This is a genomic window from Verticiella sediminum (assembly GCF_007558815.1).
Taxonomy (GTDB): domain Bacteria; phylum Pseudomonadota; class Gammaproteobacteria; order Burkholderiales; family Burkholderiaceae_B; genus Verticiella; species Verticiella sediminum.
The window spans coordinates 317,186-343,949 of the sequence record NZ_VLTJ01000042.1 but is presented as its reverse complement, the minus strand read 5'-3'; the positions used below and the strand labels follow the sequence as shown (position 1 = coordinate 343,949).

Sequence of the window (26,764 nt, the reverse complement as noted above, 5' to 3'; positions counted from 1 at the left end):
CGGCAGTTCAAGGATTTTTTTGAGAACAGGAAATGACAAGACAACCGAATGCAACCCTGGTCCGTGATTTCGCCACCTGGGCCGCTGTCAACGAGGCACTCCAGGGGTACGCGGACGCTCTGGACCGCGCCGATCTCGACGCGCTGCTCTCGTTCTTCGATCCTCAGGCGAGATGGATCTATTCCCCGACGGCGGAGCACAAGGGGCATGGCGAGATCAGAAGCTTCTTCGAAGAGCGGCTGAGTGTCTTCCAACGCACCAGCCACAACGTCTCCCCGCCGGTGGTGCACACGCTGCCTGATTCCGAACTGCTGCAGTCCACCGCCTATTTCGTCGCGGAACATCAGTTGGTCGACGCTGGCCGCTATCGCGTCTTCGGCCGCTATATCGACAAGATCCGGATCCAGGACGGTATGGCCATGATCTGCGAGCGCTCGGTTCTGGCACACGTCACGGAAGGGACCGATAGAACCTACCGCATGTTGCAGCGCAATTCCGCCTGAGCGGGAGCGGCACGGAATACCGCCAAACCAGGCAGGAGGAGACACATGAGCAAGTTTCGAGCATTCCAAGTTTTCATCGCCATGGCGGCAACGGCATTTGCCTTGATGTCGCCATCGGCCAGAGCGCAATTTCCGGAAAGGCCGGTCACCCTGTTGATACCCACCACCGCGGGAGGAACGGCAGACCTACTCGGCAGGCTCGTCGCGCAGAAACTGGCAGATACCTGGGCGACGACCGTCGTGGTCGAGAACCGGCCCGGTGCGCTGGGAATCATTGCCACCGAAGCATTGGCGCGCAGCAAGGCCGACGGCTACACCTTGGGCCTTTTCCCCAGCAATCATGCCATTCTGCCGCTGGTCCGGAAGAACCTCAGCTTCGACTTCCAGAAGGACTTGACCCCCGTGGCGCCCGTTGCCACGGCGCCGGGTGTCCTGGTGACGAACCAGCGTTTCGGCCAGGTCGGCGACGTCAAGCAAGTTTTCGACTTCGCAAAACGCCGGCCTGGAGCGCTCAACTATGCGATCCCGGTGCCGCTGACCAATGGCCATCGCACGATGGAGCTGCTGAAGTACCGATCCGGGATCGACGTTCAGGGCATTCCCTACAAAGGCGGCGCACAAGCCGTGACGGACCTCATCGGCGATCAGGTGCAACTGCTCATCATTGCGATTCCATCCGTGATTTCCCACATCGAAGCCGGTACCCTGCGTCCCTTGGCCGTCACGTCCTCGAGCCGCTTCTCGGGGTTGCCGGATGTCCCCACGCTGTCGGAGTCCGTGTTTCCGGGGTTCGAGTCGGTTGAATCCTTCGGTCTTTTCGCGCCGGCCGGGGTCCCTTCGGAGATCGCGCAGAAAATTGCGGACGATGTGCAAAAGGTGCTCGGCATGCCGGATGTCGCGCAGAGGCTCCATGCATTGGGCGCCATTCCTTCGCCAGGCGGCGGCGTGGATCTCAAGACGGCTTTCGAGAAGGAATACAACGTGTGGGCTGGCCTGCTCGGCGAAGTCGATCTGCTCGTGGATTGATGCCTGAGCCGGCAAGGATGCGACGGCTCCCCTGTCGGGGAGCCGGGGCGGGCCGACGAGCTCGAGAAGCTTGCCCGCGAGCCTTCAAGCCCAGTGCGCGGTTGTGGAGATATGGGTTTGTCACGTCCGGACAGCGGGCTTGCCCCGCCCGCCACGCACACTCCGGGGCGGCCAAGGCCGTCGAGGGTTCAAGCCGTCTTCTTCTCGTTCGAATACCCGCGCACGAACACTCCCAAGCCGGCCAACGGCCCCACTGCCAGCAGCACCAGCAGGTAGCGCGGTTGCATCAGCTCAGCCAGCATGCCGGTCAACTGGATACTGACGACGGTGATGGAAAAGCCGATGCAGTTCACCAGCGTGATCACGCTGCCGACCTGCTGCGGCGGCGCGGCTTGCGCGTTCAGCGCGGAGAACTGGGCTGAATCTCCCACGACGGCAATGCCCCACAGCAGCAGGAAGGCAATATAGAGAGGAGTGGGCAGCCAGTAGGCGAGCGGCGACAGCAGGCAGCATGCGCACGATATCGACAATTGGGTCGCGGCAACCGATGCGCTGCCGCGCCGCTGCGAGACCTCGCCGCCTATGACGCAGCCCAGCACGCCGGCTGCGATCACGGCAAACGACCACAGCGACACGATGGAGGCCGAAGGCGTTTGCCCATGCAGGTGAAAGTATCCGGCAAGATAGACGGGGACGAACGCCCAGAATGCATAGAGCTCCCACATATGCCCGAAGTACCCGCAGGCCGCCGCCCGCAAGCGGGGTCGTTGGCGCCAGACGACGGCCAGACCCGCCATCGCATGCCTCTCCGACTCGCTCCCTCGTTTGAGGTGCGGCCCCTCGGGCACCGTCCAGTACAGGACCAATCCGCCGAGCAGGGCCAGCAGCGACGAAGCATGCAACACGGTCTGCCAGCTCAGCGATGCTCCCAGTCCGCGCACGAGATGCGGAAAGGCGGTGCCCAGTACCAGCGCGGCGGTCAGGTACCCCAGCGCCTTGCCCAACCCCTGCCGGTACCAGCCGGCGGCCGCCCGGATGCCGATCGGGTAGATCCCCGCCAGCGACACCCCGACCAGAAAGCGCAGCGCCAGTACGGCCGCGGAGCTGTCCATGCGCAGCGCGAGCACGGTCAGCGGATCGTTGAACAGTGCGCCGGCGCAGCATGCGCACAGGAACAAGCGATTGGCAGAGTAGCGGTCGGCCAGACGCAGCCAGGCGGACACCACCGTGCCCGAGATGAACCCGAGCTGTACTGCGCTGACCAGCCAGGCCGCGCTGAGGCCCTGCGCCAGATCGGCGGCCACGACGTTGCCGGCGAACCAGAGCGAGGTGCCCGCGAATTGCGACAGTACGATGACCGGCAGGATATGGAAGGGGCGAGCCGGTGTCGCGTCGAACTCCTGCGCCAAAGCAGCCGCCTCCGTTACTGGGCAGCGGTATGCCGATCGCCCGACAATGCCAGGTGGCACAGCACTGCCTGGTCGGCTTCGCCGTGGCTGGCCAGGGACGAAAGTGCGTTCTGCAAGGCGTTGATCGATCGCTTGAGCATGTACAGCACCAATGCCGGCTTGGCCGCCAACTGACTCGCCAGTTCGCTGGCTCGCGCCAGGCTGAGCCCCGGCGCCGTCAGATAGTCCGCAAGTTTCCACTCCAGCACTTGCGGCGCCGGGATCCGCTCCGCCAGCATCACCAGCCTGCGCGCCACCGATGGGCCGGCCAGCGCCGCCAGCCGTGGCAGCGTGCTCCAGCCATAGGGCATGCCGATGTCGATCTCCGGTACGTAGATGAAGGCGTCTTCGGCCATGACGCGAAAGTCGCAGCTCAGCGCGATGGTGAGTGCTCCGCCCACGGCATAGCCTTCGATCGCCGCAATCGTCACTTGCGGCAGCTCACCCCAACTGCGTGCGATGTCGGAACGCGCGATCAACCCTAGCCGGCGTTGCTGCGGGTCATGCTCCCCGAACAAGGCGGGGTCCTTGCGGTCCGCTCCTGCGGAGAAGTAGCGCTCGCCTCCGGTCAGGATGACGACCGTGATGTCCGGTGCCGCGCGCAGCAGACGGATGCTGTCGTCGAGTTCATGCAGCAGGGCTGCGTTGAGCGCGTTGCGTTGCTGTTCGCGCATGAACGTGACCGTGGCGACCGGCCCGGTGCGGGTCACCTCCAGCGCGCTGCCCTTGAAAAAACGTTCCTTCATGTCATGTCCTATATCTGCTGCGCGGTGTCGTGCGACCATGGGCCGAGGCAAGCTCCCGCCTTCAGGCGGAAGCGGCTCGTATGTCCATGCGTACTCAATCGACCTCGATGTGGTGCAGGCGGGCCAGTTCCGTCCAGCGTTCGATTTCCTTGGCGTTGGCGGCATGGAACGCCTCGGGCGAATTGCCCACCACGCTGAGCCCGTGTTCCAGGCTCCATTTCCTGACGTTGCCGTCGTCCAGAGCGTGGCGAAACATCTGCTGGATACGATCGAGCAGTTCGGGCGGCGTGCTTGCGGGAGCAAACAGGCCGAACCACATCTCCGAGCCATAGCTGGGCAATCCCGCCTCGGCCGTGGTGGGCAGATCGGGCAGGAGCGGCGAACGTTCGGCCGCGGCCAAGGCAAGCGCGCGGACCTTGCCGGAGTTCACCAGGTTTCTGGCGCTGGGCAGCGGGTCGATCAACATGTTGATCTCGCCGGCCATCAGCGCTTGCCACGTCGGCGCTCCGCCCTTGTAAGGAACGTGCACGGTCTTGATGCCGGCGGTGGCGTTGAACAGCTCGGTGGCAAAGTGCGTCGAACTGCCTATGCCTGACGACCCTGCCAGTACCGTATCGGGTTTTTCCCGCGCATAGCTGATCAGGTCCCCGAGTGTCTGCGCCTTGAAGCGCTCATTGACCAGGACCACGTTCGGCATCACGACCAACTGGGTCACTGCCGCCAGGTCGGTGCGCATGTCGTACGGAAGATTCTTGCGGGTGGCTGCCTCGGTGGTGATGCCGGCACTGGCCACGAGCAGGGTATAGCCGTCGCCGGGGGCGCTGGCCACCGCGTGATTGCCGATCGAGCCGCCTGCTCCCGCCTTGTTCTCCACGATGACCGGCACCTTGTACTCCGCATGGATGGCCGGAGCGATGACTCGCGCCACCTGATCCGCCATGCCGCCGGGGGCGAATGGAACGATCAGCGTAATGGGCTTGGACGGGTAAGTGGCCGACAGTGCCGCCATCGGCGCGCCCAGCAGTATGCCCGTCAGGGCGACCGCTGATTTCCAGGGTCGGATGTTGTACATGGTGGTCTCCTCGCTGTTGTGGTGGGTCAGCCGCGTTGTTCAGGACTGATTCCTTGATCCTGCAGTCGTGTGATCGTTTCTTCGTCGAGGCCCGCTTCGGCCAGCACTTCGTGTGTGTGCTGGCCGAAAGCCGGAGGCACGCGCCGGATCTGTCCGGGCGTGTCGGACAGCTTGATCGGCAAGCCGATCGTCCGGTAGCCGTCCACTTCGACATACATGTTGCGATGCAGGGTATGCGGGTGCGCCAGTGCCTCGGCCACATGCAGTACCGCGCCAGCCGGAATGCCGGTGGCGTTGAGCCGCAGCGCCAGCTCCTGTGCCTTCTCCCGGGAGAAGGCCTGGGTGATGAGCTCGATCAGTTCGGTCCGATGGCGTGCACGCGCGGCCATGCTGGCGAAGCGCGGATCGGCCGCCCACTCGGGGCGGCCGAGCACATTGCACAGGGCGACGAAGTTCCGGTCGGTGGAGACCGCCAGATATATCGGATGGTCCGCCGTCTGATACACCCCCATCGGCGTGAAGGTCGGGTGTTGATTGCCCGTCAGCGGCGTGCGCTCGCCGCCTTGCAGCCAGTTGGCCACATGCGGGTTGAGCAGAGGCAGCGAACAGTCGAACAGGGCCAGGTCGATGTGCTGGCCGCGATCCGTATGGTTGCGCGCCTGCAAGGCCAACAGCACGCCGAGCGCCGCATGCAGGCCGGTCGAGACATCGACCACCGAAATACCAAGGCGCATCGGCCCGCTCTCGATGCTGCCGTTGGCCGCGATGACGCCGGCCCAGGCGCCGGCCGAGCCGTCGTAGCCGGGCGTGCCTCCCAACGGCCCTGTGGCGCCGAACCCCGTGATGGACACCATGATCAGGCGCGGAAAGTCCGCCTTCAGCGTGTCGTAGTCCAGTCCCCAGCGTTCCAGCGTGCCTGGCTTGAAGTTGTGGATCAGAACGTCCGCGTCGCCCAGTAGCTGGTGCATCACGTCCCGGCCCTCGGGTCGGGACAGGTCCAGTGCGATGCCGCGCTTGTTCCGGTTCAGGCCGTAGTACATGGCCGAGTCGCCGTCGAGGTACGGCGGGCCCGACGAACGGCCCTGGTCTCCTGCTGGAGGCTCCACCTTGATCACGTCCGCGCCATAGTCGCCAAGCATCTGGGCACAAAGAGGCCCGGCCAGCACCCGGCTGAGGTCGAGCACGCGGATGCCTGCCAACGGCATTCTGCCGGCCGCGCCCTCATTCGCATGGCTGCATTCATCGGAGTTCGAGGTGTTCATCATGGGGTGGCGCTCCAAAGAGAAAGAATCGGCGGGCGACGCCGTGCACTGCGCTTTCAGTCCCGTGGTTCGCCGACTGCGACAGCCCAGGCCTGGCGGCAGATGTCGGCTTCCCGCTGCAGTGCCTGAACCAGGGCAGGCCGGCGCCCGACGATGCGCTCGCTCAGCGCGGCAATGCTCAGCGAAAACAAGGGGTGCTGCTGAGCATCGACGACCGCGACGCCGATGCTGCCGACGCGCTCGATGAGCAGGTCGATACTCATCGCGTAGCCTCGTTGGCGTGTTTCCCGCGTCATGGTGTCGATCAGTGCGTCGTTCAGGCGCGGATACGGCGCGATCAATTGGCGCACGGTCGGCATGACCGCCTCGTACTCGGCATGGGGGAGCGTGGCCAGCAGCGCCATGCTGCCCGCGCTGACGGCCAGAGGGCGGCGCCCCCCGGCGGCGAGGTAATTGGCGCGCAATGCGAACGAACCCAATTCGACGCCCACGCAGACGGCGTAGCAACTGCTGGGCACCATCACCATGACGGTGTCTTCGAACTCGGCGGCCAGCCGCAGCATGCTGGGGCGGGCGACGGCGGCGATGTCGGTGCGCGCGATGGCGGCGGCGCCTATGCCGCAGGCCTCAGGTCCGAGGCCGAACAGCTTGCTGCCGGCATCGCGCACAACGAAACCTTCGGCCGCCAGCATGTCCACCAGCCGGAGGATGGTGGCCTTGTCCAGGCCCGTATCCTGTGCGATCGACGTGAGGCGAGCCTCGCTCGAGCCGGCGATCGCCTTCAGTATCCGGCACGCCTTGCGGACGGACGACAGCGTCGACGCCGGCGCTGTCTCGGTGATTCCCGGCGAAGATGCGTCGTTCTTCATGGGTTTTGTAGAATGAAACTCTTTTGAAGGCACGGTTTTCAGCAATGTCCTGTCATTGTGCGAGAGAGTCTATATTTCTCTCTCCGTCTCTGTCCAGGAAGAGCGTATAGGTGATACCCTAATTTTGCTGTACGAAATTTCTCGTCGTCGCCTCGGAGACGTCGGCGCTGACGAGGTAGGCCACCCTTGGCAGGGTCGAGATCGAAGGGCATGGCGAGGGCGGCTGCCGCGGGCGATGACATGCAGCCGCATCGCGGCGATGACGAAGGGCAGTCGCGCAGGAACGTGCGGATCGGAAGACCGCGGGCGCGTCGGGGCGGGTGGGGCGATGCAGGAAGCTGGCCATGACCGCATGGCGATCCCATTTGCGCGTCGCCAGAAACGGGGGTTGCCGCTAGTTTGCCGAGCTATTGACCTGACAATTGACCGTCGGCGTCGGCGAAATGGCAGGCCACCATCCGCGCGCCGACGGCGCGCAACAGCGGCCGCTCCTCCCGGCAGCGCGCCGCGGCCATCGGGCAGCGCGGGTGGAAGGCGCAGCCGGGGGGAGGGTGCATCGCACTCGGGATCTCGCCGCGCGGCGGGCTCTTGCGGCGCTCGCGGCCCGGATCGAGCACGGGGGCGGCGGCCAGCAGCGCGCGCGTGTACGGATGCGCCGGCGCCGCATAGAGCGAGCGCTTGTCGGCCAGTTCCACGATGCGGCCCAGGTACATGACCGCCACGCGATCGGCAATATGGCGCACCACGCGCAGGTCGTGCGAGACGAAGAGGTAAGTCAGCCCGTGATCGCGCTGGATGTCGCGCAACAGGTTGACCACCTGCGCCTGGATGGACACGTCCAGCGCCGAGACCGGCTCGTCGCAGACGATCAGCGCCGGTTCGAGCGCCAACGCGCGCGCGATACCGATGCGCTGGCGCTGCCCGCCCGAGAACTGGTGCGCATAGCGCCGCGCGTGCTCGGCCGAGAGCCCGACCATGGCCAGCAGTTCGAGGGCGCGCGCGCGACGCTGGGCGCGCGGCGCGCCGGCCAGGCGCAGCGGCTCGGTGACCAGTTCGTCCACCGTCATGCGCGGGTTGAGCGAGCCGAACGGATCCTGGAAGATCATCTGGAAGCGGCGGCGCAGCGCGCGCAGTTCCGCGCCGGCTGCGCTGCTCAGGTCACGCCCTTCGAGATGGATGCTGCCGGCCGTGGGGTCGAGCAGCCGGATGAGCAGCCGGCCGAGCGTGGATTTGCCGCAGCCGCTTTCGCCGACCAGGCCCAGCGTTTCGCCGCGCATCACGGTGAGGTCGACGCCGTCGACCGCGCGTACTGCGCCCACGCGCGTGATGCCCAGCGGGCCGCCCAGCACCGGGAAATGGCGCTGGAGGCCTCGCGCCTCGAGCAGCGGCTCACCGGGAGCGTCCCCTTCGGGCGTCCGTGCGGGGCCGCTGATGGGTGTGCCCACCTGTCGCTGCGCGACATCCTCCCCGTGGGAGGGAGCGTCCCCTTCGGGCGGCCGTGCGGGGCCGCTCATGCGCGCGCCTCTTCCTGGTGTATACAGGCCACCAGATGGCCGGGCTCGGCGGCCGCGAACGGCGGGTCCGCCCGCCGGCAGTCGGCGATGGCCCGGCGGCAGCGCGGCTCGAAGCGGCAGCCGGGCGGCAGGGCGTCGAGCGCCGGCACGACGCCCTGGATGGCGGCCAGGTACTCGCGGTCTTCGCCGTCCGGCACGCATTCGAGCAACGCCGCGGTGTAGGGATGCGCGGCGTGGGAGAACAACTGCAGGGTGCTGGCGCTCTCGACCATGCGGCCGGCGTACATCACCGCGACGCGGTGCGCGTATTCGGCCACGACGCCCAGGTCGTGGGTGATGAACAGCATGCCCATGCCGAACTCCGACTGCAGGTCGGCCAGCAGTTCCATGATCTGTGCCTGGATGGTCACGTCCAGCGCCGTCGTCGGCTCGTCGGCGATCAGCAATGCCGGTTTGCAGGCCAGCGCCGAGGCGATCATCACGCGCTGGCGCATGCCGCCCGACAGGCGATGCGGGTAGTCGTCCACCCGGGTGGCCGCCGAAGGAATGCCGACCCGATCGAGCAGGGCGATCGCCTGCGCGCGCGCCTGCCGCCGCGACAGGCCGCCGTGCAGGCGCAGGGGCTCCATCACGTGCGCGCCGATCGTCAGCAGGGGATTCATCGACGACATCGGCTCCTGGAACACCATGGCCATGCGTGAACCGCGCACGCCGGACATCTGCGTTTCGGTCATGGCGGCCAGATCGCGTCCCTCGAGGCGGATGGTGCCGGAAACGATGCGGCCCGCCGGCGGCAGCAGGCGCATCAACGTCAGCGCGGTCAGGCTCTTGCCGCTGCCGCTTTCGCCGACCAGCGCGAGGGTCTCGCCCGCGCCGATCTCGAAGCTCACGTGCTGCAGCACCGTCAGCGCACCGATAGCGACGCGCAGATCGTCGACTTCGAGCAGGGCCATGTCGGCGGCCTTCTCGCCTGGCATCAGGCGTCTTTCGGCGGCTGGCCGGCAGCCTGCGCTTGCTGCGCCGCGCGTTCCGCGGCCACATGCGGCGGCGGAACGCCGAACTGGCGCTCGATGCCGCGTTCCTTGAGCCAATCCTTGTGGCGGCCCACGCGCGGGTTGTCGCAGCGTTCTTCGTAGAAAGGCACCAGCGCCTGGAACCAGTCGAACTGCCGGCGCAGCTCGGCTATCGGTTCGAGCGCAAGATCGACGCGCAGGTCGATGCGCGCCACCGCCTTGCGATCGTAGACCAGGATGGCGGCGGACGTCTGGCCTTCGACCTGGCCGCCCGCGTCGCGGCCGGCCTCGATGGCGCGCAGGAGGCGTTCGTCGAAGGGGGCGCTTGCATGGGCCAGATAGGCGTCGTGGATCGCGTCCACGACGTGCGCGCCTTCCAGCAGGTTGCCCAGCGCGACGAATCCGTCGCCCACCTTGTGGCTCGCGTGGGACATGTTGTTGCGGCCCGTGCGCGCCACGGCCGTGCCGTGCACGTCGATCACCGCGATCTGGCGGAACTCGATGTCCACGTCGCCGTCTTCGAGTTCGCGCAGAACCTTGGGCGCCTTGAAGCCCATGCGCAGCAGCTCCATGCCGGTGCGCGCCAGCCGCGGTTCGGGCGTGGCCTGGTGCGCGATGACGCCGACATTGTGCATGACATGCACGCAACGTGAACCTACCGCGGGCGAGCTGGTGGCAATGCAGATCCCGAGAGAGCCCGTCTCGGGACAGCGTGCTGCGATCGTGAACGTCATCGTGCCCATCTCCGATATTTAAATACTCGGACAATAGGATATTTGCCTTTCATGATCGACGCAATGACGAAAAAAACCCAGTTGACTCAAGGAATTAAATGACCGGATAATTGGACAATGGTCGCCGGATATTGTCCTTTACCGAAACGCCGGGCCATCAGCGGAGCAAGCAGGAATGATGCCAATTGGCGAAGAGTTTTCGACGTTCGCGATTTCCGCGCGTTGCCCGGAAACGGGGAAGTACGGCGTGGCGATCTCGACGCGTCCGATGTGCGTGGGCGCGCGCTGCCCGTTCATCGTGCCCGGCCTGGGTGTCGTGGTAACGATGGCGGTGACCGACCCCCGGCTCGGGCCCCTCGGGACGCGCTTGCTGGAACTGGGCTATTCCGCGCAGCGCGTGCTCGACGAGATCGCGGCGAGCGATCCGCACATCGAACACCGCCAGATCTCGGTGATCGACCGTGATGGCAACGCTGTCGCGCGCACGGGTGCGGCCAACAAGGACTGGTCCGGCCATTTCTGCGAGCCCGATATGGTGGCGATGGGCAACGGACTGATCTCCGAGCGCACCGCTTCGGCCATGCGCGACGTCTATCGCGCCATGGCCGGGCAGCCGGTGGAAGCGCGCCTCATGGCCGCACTCGAGGCCGGGCGCGATGCCGGCGGCCAGCATGGCGGCCAGCATTCGGCCGCGCTGCTCGTGTATCACGCGCAGCCCTATGCGCTGATCGACCTGCGCGTGGACGAGCACGACGAGCCGATCGGCGAGCTGCGCCGTCTGTTCGAACTCTACAAGCCGCTGGTTGACTATTACGAAACCCGTCCGTGGCAGCCGCACATCATCGGCTCGGAGGCCGAGTGGCTGGCCCGCCGCGCCCCGGGCGAGGCGTCCCCGGGTGTTGGATCCGTCAAAGAGGAAGCCGCATGACTTTCACCGTAGTGGGACGTTGCCCGCGCACGAAGATGCTGGGCGTGGCCATGGCCACGCACGCGCCGGCGGTGGGCAACCGTTGTCCGGTCGTGGTGCCGCGCATGGGGGCGGCCTCGGTGCAGGCCATCGCCGATCCGCGCCTGTGGCTGCTCTGCCAGAAGCTGGTTGCCCAGGGCTGGCATGCCGGCAAGATCATCGCGGACCTGCAGGCAAGCGATCCGAACGCCGGGTTGCGGCAGATCGGCGTGGTCGACGCCTGGGGCCACGCGGCCGCCTTCACCGGCAGCGAGAACGGCGAGCACGCCAGCCACATCGTCGGCGAGGGTTGGCTGGTGATGGGCAACGGCGTCGTCGGCCCCCAGGTGATCGAGGCCATGGCCGATTCGATGCGTTCCACCGGCGACGAAGTGCTCGAGGAGCGGCTGGTTCGCGCCGTGCAGGCCGGCGGCGCGGCGGGCGGCCAGGCCGACGGGCATTTTTCGTCGGGGCTCTGGGTCTACGGCGACGAGCCGTTCGCCTACATCGACCTGCGCGTGGATCTGCACGACGAGCCCATCGGCGAACTGCGGCGGGTCTTCGAATGGTTCCGGCCCCTGTTGCCGTACTACGCCGAGCGTCCCTACAACCCGCGCCTGCCGCGCGACGACCATTGGCGCGCCCAGCAGGCGGCGGGCTGAATCCGGCGGCGCCGCGCCATGCGCGGGGCGCGCTTTCTTCGTTGTCTTGGATCAAAAAGGGCATCATGCAACGACTCACCGGCCTTCTCCGCGCCGCGGCCCTGGCGGGCGCGGCCTGCTTCGCATCCTGGTCCGCGCAGGCCGCCACCGATACCTTGGTGGTGGGCGTATCGCAGGCACCCACGACGGTAAGCCCCGCGGCGGGCGGCTATTTCGTGCTGAGCCTGGTGTTCCAGACCTGGGAGCCGCTCGTGGCCCGGGATGCCGACGACCAACTGCAGCCGGCGCTCGCCGAGCGCTGGGAAATGCTCTCGCCCACGCACTGGCGCTTCCATCTGCGCAAGGACGTCAAGTGGCACGACGGCACGCCCTTCACCGCGGCCGACGTGAAATACACCATCGACTACGTCACCGACCCCAAGACCGTGTACGTGCGCAAGGGGCGCATCGAGGGCGTGGTCTCGACCGAGGTCGTCGACGACGACACCGTCGACATCTTCACCGAATCGCCCGCGCCGCTGCTGCTGCGCGGGCTGGCCGACATCGCGATCGAGCAGAAGGCGATTTCGGAGCAACTGGGCGCGGCCGAGGCGCAGCGCAAGCCGGTCGGCACCGGCCCCTGGAAGTTCGACACGCTGGTGCCCAACGAATACTACGACCTGGTGGCCAACGAGGACTACTGGGGCGGCGCGCCGGCCATGAAGAAGCTGCGCATCCGCGGCATTTCCGAAGGCGCGACGCGCGTGTCGTCCCTGATCGCCGGCGAAACCCACGTCATCGAGGAGGTCCCCGTGGACCTGCTGCCCTCGCTGCAGAGGCGTCGCGGCATCGAGATCGATGCCGTGGAGTCGTCGGTGAGCCTGGTGCTGACCTTCGACACCCGGGAGAAGCCCTTCGACGACAAGCGCGTGCGCCAGGCGGTGGACTACGCGATCGACAAGGAGCTGCTGCTCAAGCAGATGCTCGGCGGCTACGGCTCGGTGCTCGACGGCCAGCTCGTGACCCGGAACACGTTCGGCCACAACCCGGACATCGAAGCCCGGCCCTACGACCCCGCGAAGGCGCGCGAGCTGCTGGCGCAGGCCGGCTATCCGCAGGGATTCACGACCGAGATCAAGACGATGTCGGGGCGCTACCTGTCGGACATCGACATCGCGAACGCCGCGGCCGGCATGATGAGCGAGGTGGGCGTCAAGACGACGGTGAACAACCTGGAGGCGGGCGTCTGGTCGCAGCTCGACCGCGCACGCGAGCAGGGGCCCATCTACCAGATCGGCTGGTTCAGCGTGGGCGACGCCGATTTCAGCACCGTCTGGTATACCGAGGCGAGCAAGCGCAACTACTGGACCAGCGCCGAGTTCGACCAGCTCTGGAAGGACGGCCGCTCCACGCTGGACGACGCCGAGCGCCTGAAGGCGTACCACCGCATGATGCAGATCATGTACGACGAGGTCCCCTCGATCTTCCTGTTCGGCCTGCCGCGCATCTCCGCGCGCAGCGCCGCGGTGCAAGGCTGGACGCCGGCGCGCGACTCGCTGCTGCGCCTGGCCAGGGTGCGCGTCGAGTAGACGGCCGGATGCCATCATGCGCTATGTGCTGAGGCGGCTGCTGCTGTTGCCGGTGCCGCTGCTGCTGGTGACCGCGTTCGTGTTCGTCGTGCTGCGGCTGACGGGCGATCCGGTGGCGATCTATCTCGGCATCGAGGCCACGCCCGAGCAGGAGGCGATGCTGCGCGAGCAACTGCACCTGGACAAATCGATTCCGGTGCAGTTCGGCTATTTCCTGGTCGACCTGCTGCACGGCAACTTCGGCACCAGCCTGCAGTTTCACACCGACGCGATGCAGGTCGTCCTTGGGCGGCTGGGCGCGACGGTCGAGCTGCTGGTATCGGCGCTCGCCATCGCGGTGGTCCTGGGCGTGCTGGCCGGCGTGGCATGCGCGGTGTGGAAGGACAGGCTGCCCGACTTCGCGCTGTCGACGCTGGCCGTGGTGGGGCAGTCCATGCCCAGCTTCTGGCTCGGGATCCTGCTGATCCAGTTCTTCGCCCTGCATCTGGGCTGGCTGCCCACGTCGGGCCGCGGCGACTGGAGCCACCGCGTGCTGCCCACGCTCACGCTGGCCGTGTTCCTGCTGCCCAACTTCATCCTCGTCATGCGCGTGGCCACGCTGGAGATGATGCGCGAGCCGTTCGTGACGACCGCCCGCGCGCGCGGCGCGAGCGCGACGCGGGCGCTGTGGCGGCACGTGCTGCCCAATTCGATCAACCCGGTCATCAGCCTGATCGGCGTGCAGCTCGGCCGGCTCGTCGGCGGTTCGGTGGTGACCGAGTCCGTATTCGCCTGGCCCGGCGTCGGGCGCCTGATGGTCAGCGCCATCTTCCAGCGCGACGTGCCCATCGTGATCGCGGGCGTGCTCGTCATCGCGCTGACCATCGTCGTCGCCAGCCTGCTGGTCGACATCGCGCAGGCGGCGATCGACCCGCGCATCAGGCAGCGCTGACATGCGGGCAGGCTGGTTCGGTTCGCGCACGAAACTCGCCATCGGAGCGGCGCTGGTGGCCGGCATGTGCCTGGTCGCGCTGCTGGCGCCGCTGATCGCGCCGCATGACCCGTACGCGCAAAGCCTCATGCTGCGGCTGCAGCCGCCGGCATGGATGGAAGGCGGCGAGTGGGCGTACCCGCTGGGTACCGACAACTTCGGGCGCGACCTGCTGTCGCGCCTGATCTACGGTTCGCGGCTGTCGATCACCGTCGGCCTGTGCGCGATGGCGCTGGGGCTGGTGGTCGGCGCGCTGCTGGGGCTGGTCGCCGGCTACGTCGGCGGGCGCACCGAACAGCTCATCATGCGGTTCGCCGACGCCTACCAGGCCGTGCCCGACGTGCTGCTGGCGATCGTCGTCGTCGCGGTGTTCGGCGGCGGCATCGTCGTACTCATCCTGGTCCTGGGCCTGTCGGGCTGGGAGACCTATACGCGCATCGTGTTCAACAGCACGCGTTCGCTGCGCGAGCGCGGCTTCGTCGAGGCGGCCACCGCGGCGGGCGCGGGCGGCGGCTACATCATGCGGCGGCACATCCTGCCGCAGATCGTGCCGATGCTCACCGTGATCGCCACCCTGCAGGTGGCGCAGATCATCCTGCAGGAGACGGCCTTGAGCTTTCTCGGGCTGGGCCTGCCGCCACCGACGGCGACCTGGGGCAATATTCTCGCCGAAGGCCGCGACCGGCTGCTGGTGGCGCCGTGGATCGCCAATCTGGCGGGCTGTGCCATCATCCTGCTGGTGCTGGGCATCAACCTGCTGGGCAATGGCCTGCGCGAAGCGCTCGACCCCATGCGGTCGCGTCAGCGTTGAAACAACTCTTATAATCCCGGCGCTTCCAAGCCGATCTATCACCCATGCCACGCGACCCCATTCCCGCGTATTACAGGATCTATCAGACGCTGCGCGAGCGCATCGTATCGGGCGTCTATGCCGTGGGCGCGCTGCTGCCCACGGACCACGAGATCACGGCCGAATTCGGCGTCGGCCGCCATACCGCCCGCTCGGCGGTCGAACAGCTCGTGCGGGAAAAGCTGGTCCGCCGGTTTCCCGGGCGCGGCACCTTCGTGCTGGAGAGCGACCCGACCAACCCGGAGTGGAGCGCGCTGACGCTGGAAGACTTGCGCATCCAGGACCCGGAAGCGCGCTACCAGTTCCATGGCATGATCGACGCGCCTGCCCACGTGGAACGCAGCGCGCGCGGGCGCCTGCGGCTTGCGCCGGAACAGGCCGTGACGCAGATCAGTTGGAACCGCGTGCGGCCCGAAGGGCCGATTGCCTACTGCGTGGCCTACTTTCCCCGCGAAATAGCCGATCGGCTGCCGGCCGACATCGGAGCCGAACTGGCGAAGGGGGGCATCCTCCCCCTGGTCCAGAAGCACGGCGGCGTCCGCGGCTACCGCCTGCGGCAGATGTCGTCCGCGGTCGCGGCGGACAAACCGTTGTCGGAACTGCTGGACGTGGCGGTGGGGGCGCCTTTGCTGCTGCAGCAGCGCACCGTCTTCGACCGGCAGGGCGTGCCGTTCTATTGTTCCGACCTCTATAGCCGTTCGGACCGCATGCAGCACGCGGTGGAGCTGTTCAGCGCCGCCGGCGGCGGTTCGTCATGGAGCAGCGCGCGCCACGACTTGTAGCCGCGTGCCCGAAGGGCTGCGCGGCACGCCCGACGGCTGCCGCGCGTTCTCCCCGCTATTTGCTGCCCAGGGACAGCTTGGGCACCACGTTCGAATAGACCGCGTACTCATCGTCGACCACCTTCTGGTACTCGTCCGCCGGCAGGAAAGCCGGGCTGGAGAGCGCCGCCGTCACCGACTTTCGAAAGGCGTCGGACTCGATGGCCGTCTTGAGGGCCGCCTGCAGGCGTTCCATGGCGTCCTCGGGCGTGTCCTTGGGAACGAAGAAGCCGAAGTCGGCACGCAGCGCGAGGTCCACGCCTTCTTCCTTCAATGTTGGTACCGAAGACAGCTCGTCGGTGCGCTCTTCCCCGAACTGCGCCAGTGCGCGCAAGCGGCCGCTGTCGACCTGTGGGTTGATCGGCCCCGGTGCGCCGAGCACCAGGTCCACGAAGCCGCCCGCGGCTGCGGTGATGGCGGGTGCGACGCCGCGGTAGGGCACGTGGCTCAGCTCGATGCCGGCCGCTTCGGCGAAGGCTTCGCCGGCCAGGTGGACGGCGGTGCCGTTGCCCGGGCTGCCGAAGGTGACCTTTCCGGGGTTGGCTTTGGCGTAGGCCACGAGTTCGGGCAGCGTCTTGAACGGCGCATCCGCCCGCGCGGCGAGCAGGTGGGGAATGATGTTGGCGCGCGCGAGGGCTTTCAGGTCGTCATAGCCGTATGGCGCCTGACCGAGCAGGGGAGCGACGGTGATGACCGCCGGTGCGCCGTACAGGATGGTATGGCCATCGGGCTTGGACGACGCCACGAAGTTCGCCCCGATCATGCCGCCGGCGCCTTCGCGGTTCTCGACGACGATGGTCTGGCCGAGTTCACGCGAGGCGATCTCGGCCATCTGACGGGCCTGCTGATCCGTCGCGCCGGCGGCGTAGGGCACGATGATGGTGAGGGGGCGGGAGGGGAAGGTCTGAGCGGCCGCGGAACCCGCGGCGGCCACTGCGGCCGCCAGCAGGCAGGCGCGCAGGCAGAGCGTGTAGCGTTGGAACGTGGACATGGTCATGCTCGCGGGTGAGGAAGGCGGGTCGGGTCAGCGTGAGGGCGGTGCGGCTTGCCGCAGGCGATGCTCCGCGGCGTCGTTCCAGACGTCCTGGCGCGTGATGCCGTGCGCATGGCATTCGAAGCGGTCGATGAAGCGCACGCCTGCGAAGGAGGTACCGTCCAGCCATTCGCCATGCAGCGTGCCGCTGCAATAGACGACGATGACGCCGCTCTCGTCGCCGCGCAGGCAGTCGACCTGTGTGATGTGCTTGCCGATGCGGCGATAGCGGCCTGCCGAGTTGGCGACCAGTTCCTGCGCCGATGCCCAGGTACGTCCGCCGGGCCCGGTGATGCGCACGTCCGGCGCCAGGTGGCGCTGGGCCGCTTCCACGTCGCGGGCTTCCAGGGCGGCCAGATAGCGCCTGACCCGGGCCTGTGCCTGCTCCAGGTCCGTTCGGGCGGTGTTCGCTTCGGTGTTCACAGGCCGTCCCCCTTGACCGCCAGGATGATTTTCCAGGGCAGGCGCCAGGCGTGCGGCGGATCGGCGAGCGCGCTGTCGTCTTCGGCGAAATCCATTACCTCCACCGTTCGGAAGCCCGCAGCCTGGTACGCGGCGGCGAGGTCGATGCGGCTGTGATCGAGCAGATAGGGTTCGTTGTTGCGGCGAGCGTGGCCGGCATGCAGGACCTGCAGCAAGGGATCGGCCGGCGGCAGGAAGTCGAGGTGGGCCACCATGCCGCCGGGGGCGAGCAGCCGGCCGGTTTCTGCGATCAGGGCGTGGACAGCGTCCTCCGGCATCTCGTGCAGGAGCATGGTCGACGTCACCAGGTCGAAACTGCCCGTCGGCAGCCGACTGGCCAGGGCGTCCGCCTGTGCGAAGCCGAGTCGGGGCTGCAGCGGCTCGGGCGCGTCGTGCGCGGCCAGCATGACGCAGCCGGCCGCCAGGTCGATGCCCTGCACGCTGGCCTGCGGCGCCGCGGCCGCGAAAGCGTAGCTGCTGCGCCCGAAGCCGCAGCCGAGGTCGAGTACCCGGCTCGGCATGCGCCGGCCGACGACCTGGCTCGCGAAGCGTTCGTGCAGCGCGGGCTTGCCGACCACGCCGGCGCCGACCGCCTCGCGATACACGAAGGCGGCAAGCACGTCCGAGCCCAGCCCGCCCGGATGCTGGTGGATGTCCCAGTCCGTGTAGTAGGTCGGCGCCTGAAGGTCCGGCTCCAGCCTGAGCAAGCCCTCGGGCAGGGGCTTTTCGAGCGCCTGCAGCAGGCTGTCGCGCCGGGCCTGGACGCCGGCCACCAGCCCATGCGGGCCGGAATAGCGCATGCGCTGCAGGTGACGCTCGAACCAGGCGAAGACCTGGTGGGTGGGGTGTGCCTGCACACGGGCCTCGAAACCGCCGTCGCTGTCGCCGGCCCGTCCGGCCATGCGGACATCCTCGGCGACCTGCCGGCGCAGTGCCGTGAACATGTCGTGCGCCCAGTAGCGCCGGGCCGCGGTCACGAAGCGCTGGTAGCTCTCGCGTTCACGCTCGGCCAGGGCACGGCCGGCTTGTGCGGCGGGCATGCCGGAGACGGCGTTCATTGCGGCCCCCGGGATTGCTGTTCGCCCAGCAGCGGGCCGAGTACGTGCGCCGCGAATGCGGCCGCTTGCGCGCTGCGTTCGCCGGCCGGCGTGCCGGACGCGGAACTGTCGTCGCCGGCAAGCCTGGATTCCAGATCGCCGATGCGCTCGCGCAGGATATACACCTCGGCGGCGAGCGTCATCGTTACGGCCATCAACCGGTCGATCACCGGGTCGGAGAAGAGCTGCTGTTCGGGCCGGTAGGGCGGCATCGCGTCCGGAGCGTCGGGCATCATCGTTTCCGCAGATCTGTCGGTTGCGATGATCTTGCTCTGTGGCATGCGAGGTGTCAACACATTGCGCATAGGGCACGCATGAGCCGATTCCCTGCTGATACCGCTAACGACGCCGATGCGCCCCGGTTTTAGTGTGTTGGATAGCTTTCCGTGAGAAAGAGGATTTTTGCCGAAGCTGGCAACCGCCTGGATGAGCGAGAATTCAACCGGGTGAAAACGGATTTAACGCCACTATGGCCGAATGTGTTGACACCTGGGCGGCGGCCTGCCGTGCTGCGCAAGCAGCACGGCAACAGCCGTCCGGTCGGCGGACCCCGGTGTGAGGCCCGCCCCGCCCGTATCCGTGGCCGGGCGTTTGATCAGAACTGGATGTTCGCCGACAGCCACAACCGGCGGCCTTCCAGGTTGTTGACGTAGCGGTTGGTGTAGGAGGTGCTGCCGTTGGCGGCGGTGTAGGGCGCGTAATCCACGAAGTTCTTGTTGAACAGGTTGTAGATCGCCGCGTTGAACGACACGTTCCGGTTCAGGCGGTACTGGCCTCCCAGGTGAAAGAGCGCGTAGCTGCGGTAGTCGCCCAGGGCGTCGCGGGCGACGCCGGCGCTGCGGTAGCGCTTGCTGCGCATTTCCGCCCGCAGCCATGCGCTCCAGGTGTCGTTGGGCTGCCAGTTCAGGCTGGCGTTGAACATGTGCTTGGGCGTGTTGGTGAGCGGCAGGCCCTTCTCGGCCCCGCTCTTCTGCTCGCTGTCGGTATAGGTGTAGTTGGCGCGCACCGACCACGCCCGATTCAGCGGCACGCGGGTGCCCAGTTCGACGCCGCGCGTGACGGCCTTGTCGACGTTGATGCTTTGTCCGAACAGATCGACGCTGGGCCAATAGCCATAGTCGACGCAGCCGTCGCGATTGGGCTGGCCGGCCCAGGAGCAGTTCTCCAGCCCCGGGCCCGAGGCAATCTTGTCGCGGAACTCGTTGTTGAACACCGTGGCGTTGGCCGTGAAGCCCGCGAGGTTGTCATAGCCCACGCCCACTTCGGTCGAGGTGCTGGTCTCGGGCTTGAGGTTGGGCGAGCCCACCAGGGGCAGCGTGCCCTGGGCGCCGAAGCCGACGATGCCCGAGGCCAACTGGTCCAGGCGCGGCGTCTTGTAGCCGCGGCTCACGCCGCCCTTGACGGTCCAGTTGGGCGTGGCGTCCCACACGGCATACAGGCGCGGGCTGGTATGGCCGCCGAAGGTGTCGTGGTGGTCGTAGCGTACGCCGCCGGTCAGCGTGAAGCTGGGCACGATGCTCCATTCGTTCTCGACGAACAGCGCCCACTGCTTGAACTCGAACGGGTCGGCGGCGACCCCGTCGACCATCTTGCCTTTCTGCCACTGGCCGCCGAGGGTCAGCAGATGCTCGCCCCAGCCTGCGCTGATGGGTGTGACGAGGCGCGTATCGAAGACGGTCTGGCGCATCTCGAGATCGCGCGGCGAGCCCGGCTCCTTGCCCGGCGTGCCGTTGGGGATCGTGCGCCCGATGGTCTCGGTGTTGTTCTGCATCAGGCTGCTTTCCAGCGTGCCGAAGCCGAAGCGCCCGGTGTGCGACAGCGCGTATTGCGTACGATTGTAGCGCTGGCGCGGCTCGTAGCCGCCGATCCGCGTGCCGCTGTCCAGCGTGCCGAGCTGGCCCGCATCGTTGTCGTAGCGCTGGCGCTGGTCGTCCACGTCGAACAGGATGTCGTGGTTGCGGTTGGGCGTGAGCGCCAGCCGGGCACCCACGCTGCGATTGAGGTATTCGACGGGGTTCTGGCCCATGGTCGGGCGCGTCTCGCCGTCAGGCGTGGTCGGCGTTTCGTACACCACGTCGGCCGCGCTGCGGCGAAACACGCCTGCGCGCAGCGTGAGCCCGAGCAGGTCCTGCTTCAGGGGGCCGCTCAGGTAGACGTTGCCGCCGGCGGTGTTGCCGAAGGCCTTCTCCTGCTGCAGCGTGCCCTCGATCGTGGCCGAGCCGTGCCATTCGCGGCCCACCCGGCGGGTAATGATGTTCACCACGCCGCCCATGGCATCCGAGCCGTACAGCGTGGACATCGGGCCGCGGATCACCTCGATCCGCTCGATGGCCGACATGGGCGGCAGAAAGCTCGTCGAGGTCTCGCCGAAACCATTGGGCGTGACGTTGCCGGCCACGTTCTGGCGCCGCCCGTCGATCAGGACCAGCGTGTATTCCGAAGGCATGCCGCGGATGCTGATGTTCAGCCCGCCGGTCTTGCCGGCCGAGTCGCCGATGTCCACACCTTCGACGTCGGCCAGGGCTTCGGCCAGGCTGTGCACCGGCTTGCTCTCCAGCTCTTCGCGGGTGATGACGGAGATGCTGGCCGGGGCCTGGCGGATGTCCTGCTCGAAGCCGGTGGCGCTGACGACGATGGTTTCCAGCGTGGCGGTGGGCGTGTCTTCAGCGGCGAGGGCGTCGGCGCCGAGGCTGGCGAGAGCGACGAGCGTGGAACGGCGGATGGTCTTGAGGGGCATGCGTCGAGGGTCCTGGGTGAGCGGGCAAATCCTTGCGGCAGACGGGAAACCCGGGCCGGATATGCGCCTGTTGTGAACAAATGCTGACAGAAAGCAACATTGATATTAATAATCATTTCCAATTAGATCAACAGTGCGCATGCGGGCAATGGGCTGTGACGGCTGCGGGAGGTGGGTCAAAGGGCGGCTGTGTTCACGCCAGGAAGCAGGCCTCGGAATTGCGGGCCGGGGCGCGGGCCGCGGCGGCGCGTCGAGAGTGGTGCGACAGCCGGCGGCGGACATCTCCCGGGAGAGCTGCATGAAGCCTTGGCTGTTCGTTCTGATTCCCTTGTTCGGCGCGCCGTCGGCGTGGGCCGCCGCCACCGATGCCAATGAGAGTCCGGCCTACGTGGCCTGTATGGACAAGGCCGGCGGCGTCACGCAGGGCATGATGAACTGTATCCAGACCGAGGCCGAGCGGCAGGACGCACGGCTGAACGCGGCCTACAAGGCCCTGGGCGAGCGCATCGGGCAAGCGCGCAAGGACACCCTGCGCGACGCACAGCGCGCGTGGTTGCGCTATCGCGATGCGAATTGCGCCTTCTACGACGATCCCGACGGAGGCACCCTGGCGCGGGTGGCCGCAAACGTCTGCGTGATGCGCATGAGCGCGCAGCGGGCCGACGAACTCGAGGTTCTCGCGCGCCAGCCCTGAGGTGTGTACGTGCGGCATCGCCGCAGGCGTTGTCCATGGCGTGCCGGATCAATGCGCCGTTGCCGCCGTCACACCCAGATAGCGTTCCCGCTTGCGCGGCTTCATGCGCGTCAGGTCGACGCGGATCAAGCCGTCGATGGCACCGCTGAAGTCGGGGTCGACGCCGAACGCGAGAAAGCCGACGCCGCCCGGCTCGCACAGTTCGACGTATTGCTTGTACAGGGTGGGCACGCGCGTGCCCAGCCGTTCGAGCTGTTCGCGCAGGACCTGCATGGCGGCTTCGGCGTCGAGGGTGTCGAAGCGCGGCGGCTGGCCGGCGTAGCGAAAGGGATGCGGTGCGCTCGCGAGGCCGGGAGGTTCGCCGAAATAGCGGCTGTAATAGCCGACCATCCATTCGCGCGCTTCGCGCGGGATGGCGGCGCTGATGGACACGGGGCCGAAGAGGTAGCGCACGCCAGGGTGTTGGCGCAGCCATGCGCCGATGCCGTACCAGAGGTATTCCAGGCTGCGGCCGCCGCGGTACGCGGGGGCGACGAAGCTGCGGCCGAGTTCCACGCCTTGCGCCACCATGTCTTCGAGTTCGGGTGCGAAGGCGAACAGCTTGGCGCTGTACAGGCCCGCCAGGCCCCGTTCGGCGAGCAACTGCGCGCCGGCGACGGCGCGATACGCGCCCGCAATGGCTTCGGCCTTGGTGTCCCACAGCACGATATGGTCGTACCAGGTGTCGTAGCTGTCCGTGTCCAGGGGCCGTCCGGTGCCTTCGCCGGCCTGGCGAAAGCTCTGTTCGCGCAGGCGGGCGATCTCGCGCAGCAGTGCGGAATCCGCGGCCAGCCGCCCGGCGTGGATGCGCTTGCCGTCGGCGGTGCTGCCGATCAGCGGCAGGGCCTCGATCTCCGTGCGTACGGCGCTGGCGTACCGGCGATGCGCGATGGCTGCCGGTGCGCGCCAGTCAGGGTGTGCCTGGTGCAGGGTGTCGATGGCGCGCCTGACGGCAAGGCTGACCGCGCGGCGGTTGCGGCCCTCGCCGGGCAGGCTTTGCACTGGGCATGGGTCGGCGATGCGTATGGTGATGCGCGTGCCGCGCCGCGCGAACAGTTCGCGCGGCAGCAGGCTCGTGCCCAGGGGTTTGTAGACGGCCGATGCGCCGTAGAACAGCGCGGAGTTGCGCCCGCCGATGCGCACCGGCAGGATGGGCGCGCCCGCCGACTGAGCGAAGCGGACGAACCCCGGACGCCAGGGGCCGTCGCGCACGCCCCGCCAGTCCAGCCGCGAGACTTCGCCGGCCGGGAACACGATCACGGCGCAGTCGTCTTCCAGGGCGCGGCGCACGGCCGACAACTGTGCGCCCGAGGCACGGCCGTCGAAGACCGGGATGGGGATGAGCAGTTCGCCCAGGCCGCCCAGCCAGCGCAGGACATCGTTGCCGAGCACCCGCACGTCGCGCCGGATGCTGCCGATGCAGGCCAGCAGGGCGAGCGCGTCCAGTCCTCCCATGGGATGGTTGGCGGCGATGACCACCCGGCCATGTTCGGGAATGCGCTCGCGTTCGACGTGATCGACCTGGTAGCGGCAGTCCAGGTGCGCCAGCGCCGCTTCGACGAAGGCCAGGCCGTGCAGATGCGCATGCTCGCGCAGGAACGCGTCGATGCGGTCCAACTGGGCGATTCTCGCCAGACTGCGCACGACGGCGCGCGCCAGGAGCGCACCGCGGCCATCGAATCGGTGCGCAAAATGATCTTCCATCCGTGCCTGCAGCTTGCCCATCGAGCCCATCCTCGTGACGACGACGAGGCGAACGCTAGGCCCGCAAGGTTGCAGGAGCGTGACCACGGGCCGGCAGCCGGCTCAGGGGCGCCGGCTGCGCCGGCGCGAGGGTCGGGCGTCAGCCGCCCGCCATGATGTCGCCCCCCGCGTTGCCGCGCCGCGCCCAGGACGTGGAGCGCTGCTCGATGGCGTCGGCGATCGCATACATCACGATGCCGAGCACGCCCACCACCAGCAGGGCGGCGAACACCAGAGGCACGCGGAACGAGGAACTGGCCGTGAGCAGCAGATAGCCGATGCCCGCGTTACTGGCCACCATTTCGGAGACGACCGAGCCGACGAAGGCCAGCGTGATCGCGATCTTGAGCGAGGCGAACAGATACGGCATGGCGCGCGGCAGCGCCACCTTGCGCAGGACCACGCTGCGCCGCGCTCCGAGCGAGCGCAGCACGTCGGCCAGTTCGGGCTCGAGCGTGGCGATGCCGGTGGCCACGTTCACGGCTATCGGAAAGAACGCGGTCAGGAAGGCGCACAGCACCGCGGGCACCGTGCCGATGCCGAACCACATCACCAGCACCGGCACGACGGCCACCTTGGGGATGGAGTTGAAGCCGATCATCAGCGGGTTGATCGCGCGGTACAGCCCGGGGCTCGCGCCCACCAGCACGCCGAGCAGCGTGCCGAAGGCCAGCGCAAGGACGAACCCGATCAGCGTGGTCATGAGTGTCTGCCAGGCGCCCTCGGCGATCGCGGGCCAGAACTGGATCATGGCGGCGAAGGCGTCCGAGGGCGCGGGCAGGATCATCTGCGGCACCTGGAACGCGCGGCAGCCCAGCTCCCAGAGCAGGAACAGGCCGGCCGCGGTGAACCATGGGCTGAGCGCCTGGCGCAGTTTGCGGCCTCGCTTCATGTGCAGGACTCCTGGGCATGGCCGACGTAGCCGCGCAGGCTCGCCACTTCGTCCGCGAAGCGGGCCGTATAGCGGTCGGCGCGAGCGCGCCGGCACGCCTCGGGGATACGTCGCGTGTGAATGATGCGTCCCGGACGCTGCGAGAATACGTGCACCGTCTCGGCGAGGTAGGTGGCCTCGACCAGATCATGGGTGACCAGGACCACGGTGAACCGGCGCGCGTGCTGCACAGACTTCAGGACGTCCCAGAGGTCTTCGCGGGTGAAGGCGTCGAGCGCGCCGAAAGGCTCGTCGAGCAGCAGCAGTTCGGGTTCGTGGATCAGCGCCCGGCAGAGCGACACGCGCTGCTGCATCCCGCCGGACAACTGCCACGGGTAGCGATGCGCCACGTCGCGCAGCCCGACCTGGCGGAACAGCTCGTGCACGCGTTCGCGGTGCCGGGGCAGGTCGCGCTTGAAGGTGCGGCAATGCGGCTCGACGATCTCCAGCGGCAGCAGGACATTGGCCAGCGTCGTGCGCCAGGGCAGCAGGGCCGGGCTCTGGAACGCCATGCCGACGATCTTGAGCGGCCGGTCCACTTCGCGGCCGGCCACCGTCACGCCGCCGGCATTAGGCAGGCGCAGGCCGCTGATGAGCTTGAGCATGGTCGACTTGCCACAGCCCGAGGGGCCGATCAGCGCGGTGAACTCGCCGGCGGCGATGTCCACGTCCACGCCGCTCAAGGCGAGGGTGCTGTCTTCGTCGTCGTCTTCGCCATAGCGCAGATCCACCCCGCGGAACTCGACCAGCGGCCGCCCGGCAGATGGCGCGCCGGCCGGCGGCGCGATCGGGGCGGCCTGCAGGCGCGGGGTCATGGTGCGACCCGAAGCGCCGCCGCATCCGGCAGGTAGTCGGTGGTGTAGACCTGGTTGGCGGGCGGCACGGGAATGTCGAGGGCGGCGGCGACGTCGGCCAAGGACTTCTCCAGGCGCGCCTCGTCCAGGTGGCCCATGCCGTGTTCCTTGACCCAGGGCGTCATCACCGACCAGTCGAGCGAGAGCTGCATGCGCTCGGTCTCGACCGCGCGTTCGGTCAGTTTCTCGCGCTCGGCCAGGGCGTCGATGGCCGCCTTCGGGTCCTGCGCTGCCTGGGCAAAGCCCTGCGCAACGCAGGCCACCAGCGACTTCAGCGCTTCGGCATTGCGCTGGGCGAACGCCGGCGTGGTCACCAGCGCCGAGCCGTACAGCGACGCGCCATATTCCGGGTAGCGCATGACGACGGTATCTTCCCGCTTCAGGCCGGCGGCCTGGACACCAATGTAGGCGGTGAAGGCCGCGCCGGCGATCGCGTCGGCGCTCTTGCGCACGAGCATGCTCTCACGCAGCTCGGGCGATACGTTCACCCACTTCACACTGTCGGCATCGAAGCCGTTGGCTTTGGCGAGCACGGAGAACAGGCGGCGCGAGGCGTCCCCCGGCGGCGCGGCGAGCGTCCTGCCGGCCAGATCGGCCGGCTTGACGATGCCGGTGTCCTTGCGCGTGACGATGGACAGGGCCGCCGCATCGTAGATCATGAAGAACGAAATCAGGCGCGCGTCCGGTTGCCGCGCGTTGTATTCCACCATGGCGTTCAGATCGGCGAAGCCTACGTCGTAGCCGCCGCTGGCGACCTTGGTGATGGTGTCGCCCGAGCCGAAGCCGCGGTCGGTGGTGACGTTCAGGCCGGCCTTGTCGTAGCAGCCATTGGTGTGCGGCAGGAGAAAGGGGGCCTGCGGCCCCTGCATCGCCCAATCCAGGGCGAAGCGCACGTCGGTCGCCGCGTGCACGGGCATGGCCTGCAGGGTGGCCGCGGTCAGCACCGGCAGGGCCCAGCGAATGGTGAGGCGTTGGCGGAGAAGGCGCATGTGACTCCCTGGTCTTTGTCTATACGAGTTCTGCCTGACGCATCGCATGGCGTTGGCCGGAAGTGCGTGGTATGCCACATAAAAGCAAGGCCTGTGCCAATTCGAGGGCGGTTGTGATGTCCGATTCGAGGACGGTTGCGATGTGCGTCGATACGGCTCGACCAGGGGTTTCCGGCGGAGC

26 protein-coding genes are annotated in these 26,764 nt (G+C 67.6%); 9 read left to right on the top strand and 17 right to left on the bottom strand.

Going from position 1 to position 26,764, the window contains the following annotated elements; translation table 11 throughout:
- Positions 1-32 precede the first annotated feature (32 nt).
- Both FOZ76_RS25825 and FOZ76_RS25820 read left to right on the top strand, forming a co-directional pair.
- Positions 33-503, top strand: coding sequence for a nuclear transport factor 2 family protein (locus FOZ76_RS25825; RefSeq protein WP_143951153.1), 471 nt, complete (start codon positions 33-35; stop codon positions 501-503).
- A gap of 45 nt (positions 504-548) precedes the next feature.
- Positions 549-1,529: a Bug family tripartite tricarboxylate transporter substrate binding protein gene (locus FOZ76_RS25820; RefSeq protein ID WP_143951152.1), complete on the top strand. Its 981-nt coding sequence runs from the start codon at positions 549-551 to the stop codon at positions 1,527-1,529.
- 188 nt (positions 1,530-1,717) lie between these two features.
- Here FOZ76_RS25820 and FOZ76_RS25815 read toward each other — a convergent pair whose 3' ends face one another.
- The 8 genes from FOZ76_RS25815 to FOZ76_RS25780 all read right to left on the bottom strand — a co-directional run bounded on the left by FOZ76_RS25815 (position 1,718) and on the right by FOZ76_RS25780 (position 10,187).
- Entirely contained in the window at positions 1,718-2,938 is a 1,221-nt protein-coding gene (locus FOZ76_RS25815) for an MFS transporter (RefSeq protein ID WP_143951151.1), read from the bottom strand.
- A gap of 14 nt (positions 2,939-2,952) precedes the next feature.
- Entirely contained in the window at positions 2,953-3,723 is a 771-nt protein-coding gene (locus FOZ76_RS25810) for an enoyl-CoA hydratase/isomerase family protein (RefSeq protein WP_170235637.1), read from the bottom strand.
- 94 nt (positions 3,724-3,817) lie between these two features.
- On the bottom strand, positions 3,818-4,795 hold the full coding sequence (locus FOZ76_RS25805) for a tripartite tricarboxylate transporter substrate binding protein (RefSeq protein WP_143951149.1): 978 nt from the start codon (positions 4,793-4,795) through the stop codon (positions 3,818-3,820).
- A gap of 26 nt (positions 4,796-4,821) precedes the next feature.
- Positions 4,822-6,060 carry a CaiB/BaiF CoA transferase family protein gene (locus tag FOZ76_RS25800; RefSeq protein WP_246129771.1) on the bottom strand — a complete coding sequence of 413 codons (1,239 nt, stop codon included), beginning with the start codon at positions 6,058-6,060 and terminating at the stop codon, positions 4,822-4,824.
- A gap of 53 nt (positions 6,061-6,113) precedes the next feature.
- Positions 6,114-6,971 carry an IclR family transcriptional regulator gene (locus tag FOZ76_RS25795; protein WP_246129770.1) on the bottom strand — a complete coding sequence of 286 codons (858 nt, stop codon included), beginning with the start codon at positions 6,969-6,971 and terminating at the stop codon, positions 6,114-6,116.
- Positions 6,972-7,333: 362 nt separating this feature from the next.
- On the bottom strand, positions 7,334-8,440 hold the full coding sequence (locus FOZ76_RS25790; protein ID WP_143951148.1) for an ABC transporter ATP-binding protein: 1,107 nt from the start codon (positions 8,438-8,440) through the stop codon (positions 7,334-7,336).
- The gene (locus tag FOZ76_RS25785) at positions 8,437-9,417 is read right to left on the bottom strand and encodes an ABC transporter ATP-binding protein (RefSeq protein WP_246129769.1); all 981 of its coding nucleotides are present in this window, start codon (positions 9,415-9,417) and stop codon (positions 8,437-8,439) included. Before FOZ76_RS25785 ends, FOZ76_RS25790 begins: the two co-directional genes overlap by 4 nt.
- Positions 9,417-10,187, bottom strand: coding sequence for a DUF1028 domain-containing protein (locus tag FOZ76_RS25780; RefSeq protein ID WP_170235636.1), 771 nt, complete (start codon positions 10,185-10,187; stop codon positions 9,417-9,419). Before FOZ76_RS25780 ends, FOZ76_RS25785 begins: the two co-directional genes overlap by 1 nt.
- Positions 10,188-10,362: 175 nt before the next feature.
- On the opposite strand from FOZ76_RS25780, the gene FOZ76_RS25775 reads away from it, so the two are divergent.
- The 6 genes from FOZ76_RS25775 (at position 10,363) to FOZ76_RS25750 (ending at position 15,965) form a co-directional block, all read left to right on the top strand.
- Positions 10,363-11,115: a DUF1028 domain-containing protein gene (locus FOZ76_RS25775; protein WP_143951146.1), complete on the top strand. Its 753-nt coding sequence runs from the start codon at positions 10,363-10,365 to the stop codon at positions 11,113-11,115.
- Positions 11,112-11,795 carry a DUF1028 domain-containing protein gene (locus FOZ76_RS25770; protein ID WP_143951145.1) on the top strand — a complete coding sequence of 228 codons (684 nt, stop codon included), beginning with the start codon at positions 11,112-11,114 and terminating at the stop codon, positions 11,793-11,795. Before FOZ76_RS25775 ends, FOZ76_RS25770 begins: the two co-directional genes overlap by 4 nt.
- 65 nt (positions 11,796-11,860) lie before the next feature.
- On the top strand, positions 11,861-13,363 hold the full coding sequence (locus tag FOZ76_RS25765) for an ABC transporter substrate-binding protein (protein WP_170235635.1): 1,503 nt from the start codon (positions 11,861-11,863) through the stop codon (positions 13,361-13,363).
- A 16-nt stretch (positions 13,364-13,379) separates the two neighbouring features.
- Complete coding sequence (locus FOZ76_RS25760) at positions 13,380-14,294, top strand: ABC transporter permease (protein ID WP_143951143.1); 915 nt, start codon at positions 13,380-13,382, stop codon at positions 14,292-14,294.
- A gap of 1 nt (position 14,295) precedes the next feature.
- On the top strand, positions 14,296-15,144 hold the full coding sequence (locus tag FOZ76_RS25755; RefSeq protein ID WP_143951142.1) for an ABC transporter permease: 849 nt from the start codon (positions 14,296-14,298) through the stop codon (positions 15,142-15,144).
- Between the two features lie 44 nt (positions 15,145-15,188).
- The gene (locus tag FOZ76_RS25750) at positions 15,189-15,965 is read left to right on the top strand and encodes a GntR family transcriptional regulator (protein ID WP_143951141.1); all 777 of its coding nucleotides are present in this window, start codon (positions 15,189-15,191) and stop codon (positions 15,963-15,965) included.
- 55 nt (positions 15,966-16,020) lie between these two features.
- Here the strand turns inward: FOZ76_RS25750 and FOZ76_RS25745 are convergent, their stop codons facing one another.
- The 5 genes from FOZ76_RS25745 to FOZ76_RS25725 all read right to left on the bottom strand — a co-directional run bounded on the left by FOZ76_RS25745 (position 16,021) and on the right by FOZ76_RS25725 (position 21,333).
- Positions 16,021-16,995 (bottom strand): tripartite tricarboxylate transporter substrate binding protein, encoded by a 975-nt coding sequence (locus tag FOZ76_RS25745; RefSeq protein WP_143951140.1) that lies wholly within the window; start codon positions 16,993-16,995, stop codon positions 16,021-16,023.
- A gap of 33 nt (positions 16,996-17,028) precedes the next feature.
- Positions 17,029-17,460, bottom strand: coding sequence for a nuclear transport factor 2 family protein (locus FOZ76_RS25740; protein WP_170235634.1), 432 nt, complete (start codon positions 17,458-17,460; stop codon positions 17,029-17,031).
- Positions 17,457-18,557, bottom strand: coding sequence for a class I SAM-dependent methyltransferase (locus FOZ76_RS25735; protein WP_143951138.1), 1,101 nt, complete (start codon positions 18,555-18,557; stop codon positions 17,457-17,459). The genes FOZ76_RS25740 and FOZ76_RS25735 overlap by 4 nt, the downstream gene beginning before the upstream one ends.
- Entirely contained in the window at positions 18,554-18,901 is a 348-nt protein-coding gene (locus FOZ76_RS25730) for a hypothetical protein (protein WP_143951137.1), read from the bottom strand. Before FOZ76_RS25730 ends, FOZ76_RS25735 begins: the two co-directional genes overlap by 4 nt.
- Positions 18,902-19,191: 290 nt before the next feature.
- Complete coding sequence (locus FOZ76_RS25725) at positions 19,192-21,333, bottom strand: TonB-dependent receptor domain-containing protein (protein WP_143951136.1); 2,142 nt, start codon at positions 21,331-21,333, stop codon at positions 19,192-19,194.
- 298 nt (positions 21,334-21,631) lie between these two features.
- Here FOZ76_RS25725 and FOZ76_RS25720 point away from each other — a divergent pair, with 298 nt between their 5' ends.
- Entirely contained in the window at positions 21,632-22,027 is a 396-nt protein-coding gene (locus FOZ76_RS25720) for a lysozyme inhibitor LprI family protein (protein WP_143951135.1), read from the top strand.
- Positions 22,028-22,075: 48 nt separating this feature from the next.
- On the opposite strand, the gene olsF is transcribed toward FOZ76_RS25720, so the two are convergent.
- From olsF to FOZ76_RS25700, 4 genes are all read right to left on the bottom strand, one after another.
- Positions 22,076-23,770, bottom strand: a complete 1,695-nt coding sequence (gene olsF, locus FOZ76_RS25715) for a bifunctional ornithine lipid synthase OlsF (protein ID WP_211366518.1) — start codon at positions 23,768-23,770, stop codon at positions 22,076-22,078.
- Positions 23,771-23,909: 139 nt separating this feature from the next.
- Positions 23,910-24,701, bottom strand: a complete 792-nt coding sequence (locus FOZ76_RS25710; protein WP_143951133.1) for an ABC transporter permease — start codon at positions 24,699-24,701, stop codon at positions 23,910-23,912.
- A complete protein-coding gene (locus FOZ76_RS25705) occupies positions 24,698-25,555 on the bottom strand; it encodes an ABC transporter ATP-binding protein (protein ID WP_143951132.1) in 858 nt (285 codons plus the stop codon). Before FOZ76_RS25705 ends, FOZ76_RS25710 begins: the two co-directional genes overlap by 4 nt.
- Positions 25,552-26,583, bottom strand: a complete 1,032-nt coding sequence (locus tag FOZ76_RS25700; protein WP_170235633.1) for an ABC transporter substrate-binding protein — start codon at positions 26,581-26,583, stop codon at positions 25,552-25,554. The genes FOZ76_RS25705 and FOZ76_RS25700 overlap by 4 nt, the downstream gene beginning before the upstream one ends.
- Positions 26,584-26,764: the final 181 nt, after the last annotated feature.

What these genes read in the sequence shown, in the direction of transcription:
- FOZ76_RS25825 (WP_143951153.1), top strand. Translation starts at nt 33, where the DNA reads ATGACAAGACAACCGAATGCAACCCTGGTCCGTGATTTCGCCACCTGG.
- FOZ76_RS25820 (WP_143951152.1), top strand. Translation starts at nt 549, where the DNA reads ATGAGCAAGTTTCGAGCATTCCAAGTTTTCATCGCCATGGCGGCAACG.
- FOZ76_RS25810 (WP_170235637.1), bottom strand. Translation starts at nt 3,723, where the DNA reads ATGAAGGAACGTTTTTTCAAGGGCAGCGCGCTGGAGGTGACCCGCACC.
- FOZ76_RS25805 (WP_143951149.1), bottom strand. Translation starts at nt 4,795, where the DNA reads ATGTACAACATCCGACCCTGGAAATCAGCGGTCGCCCTGACGGGCATA.
- FOZ76_RS25800 (WP_246129771.1), bottom strand. Translation starts at nt 6,060, where the DNA reads ATGATGAACACCTCGAACTCCGATGAATGCAGCCATGCGAATGAGGGC.
- FOZ76_RS25790 (WP_143951148.1), bottom strand. Translation starts at nt 8,440, where the DNA reads ATGAGCGGCCCCGCACGGCCGCCCGAAGGGGACGCTCCCTCCCACGGG.
- FOZ76_RS25785 (WP_246129769.1), bottom strand. Translation starts at nt 9,417, where the DNA reads ATGCCAGGCGAGAAGGCCGCCGACATGGCCCTGCTCGAAGTCGACGAT.
- FOZ76_RS25780 (WP_170235636.1), bottom strand. Translation starts at nt 10,187, where the DNA reads ATGACGTTCACGATCGCAGCACGCTGTCCCGAGACGGGCTCTCTCGGG.
- FOZ76_RS25775 (WP_143951146.1), top strand. Translation starts at nt 10,363, where the DNA reads ATGATGCCAATTGGCGAAGAGTTTTCGACGTTCGCGATTTCCGCGCGT.
- FOZ76_RS25770 (WP_143951145.1), top strand. Translation starts at nt 11,112, where the DNA reads ATGACTTTCACCGTAGTGGGACGTTGCCCGCGCACGAAGATGCTGGGC.
- FOZ76_RS25765 (WP_170235635.1), top strand. Translation starts at nt 11,861, where the DNA reads ATGCAACGACTCACCGGCCTTCTCCGCGCCGCGGCCCTGGCGGGCGCG.
- FOZ76_RS25760 (WP_143951143.1), top strand. Translation starts at nt 13,380, where the DNA reads ATGCGCTATGTGCTGAGGCGGCTGCTGCTGTTGCCGGTGCCGCTGCTG.
- FOZ76_RS25755 (WP_143951142.1), top strand. Translation starts at nt 14,296, where the DNA reads ATGCGGGCAGGCTGGTTCGGTTCGCGCACGAAACTCGCCATCGGAGCG.
- FOZ76_RS25750 (WP_143951141.1), top strand. Translation starts at nt 15,189, where the DNA reads ATGCCACGCGACCCCATTCCCGCGTATTACAGGATCTATCAGACGCTG.
- FOZ76_RS25745 (WP_143951140.1), bottom strand. Translation starts at nt 16,995, where the DNA reads ATGTCCACGTTCCAACGCTACACGCTCTGCCTGCGCGCCTGCCTGCTG.
- FOZ76_RS25735 (WP_143951138.1), bottom strand. Translation starts at nt 18,557, where the DNA reads ATGAACGCCGTCTCCGGCATGCCCGCCGCACAAGCCGGCCGTGCCCTG.
- FOZ76_RS25730 (WP_143951137.1), bottom strand. Translation starts at nt 18,901, where the DNA reads ATGCGCAATGTGTTGACACCTCGCATGCCACAGAGCAAGATCATCGCA.
- FOZ76_RS25725 (WP_143951136.1), bottom strand. Translation starts at nt 21,333, where the DNA reads ATGCCCCTCAAGACCATCCGCCGTTCCACGCTCGTCGCTCTCGCCAGC.
- FOZ76_RS25720 (WP_143951135.1), top strand. Translation starts at nt 21,632, where the DNA reads ATGAAGCCTTGGCTGTTCGTTCTGATTCCCTTGTTCGGCGCGCCGTCG.
- olsF (WP_211366518.1), bottom strand. Translation starts at nt 23,770, where the DNA reads ATGGAAGATCATTTTGCGCACCGATTCGATGGCCGCGGTGCGCTCCTG.
- FOZ76_RS25710 (WP_143951133.1), bottom strand. Translation starts at nt 24,701, where the DNA reads ATGAAGCGAGGCCGCAAACTGCGCCAGGCGCTCAGCCCATGGTTCACC.
- FOZ76_RS25705 (WP_143951132.1), bottom strand. Translation starts at nt 25,555, where the DNA reads ATGACCCCGCGCCTGCAGGCCGCCCCGATCGCGCCGCCGGCCGGCGCG.
- FOZ76_RS25700 (WP_170235633.1), bottom strand. Translation starts at nt 26,583, where the DNA reads ATGCGCCTTCTCCGCCAACGCCTCACCATTCGCTGGGCCCTGCCGGTG.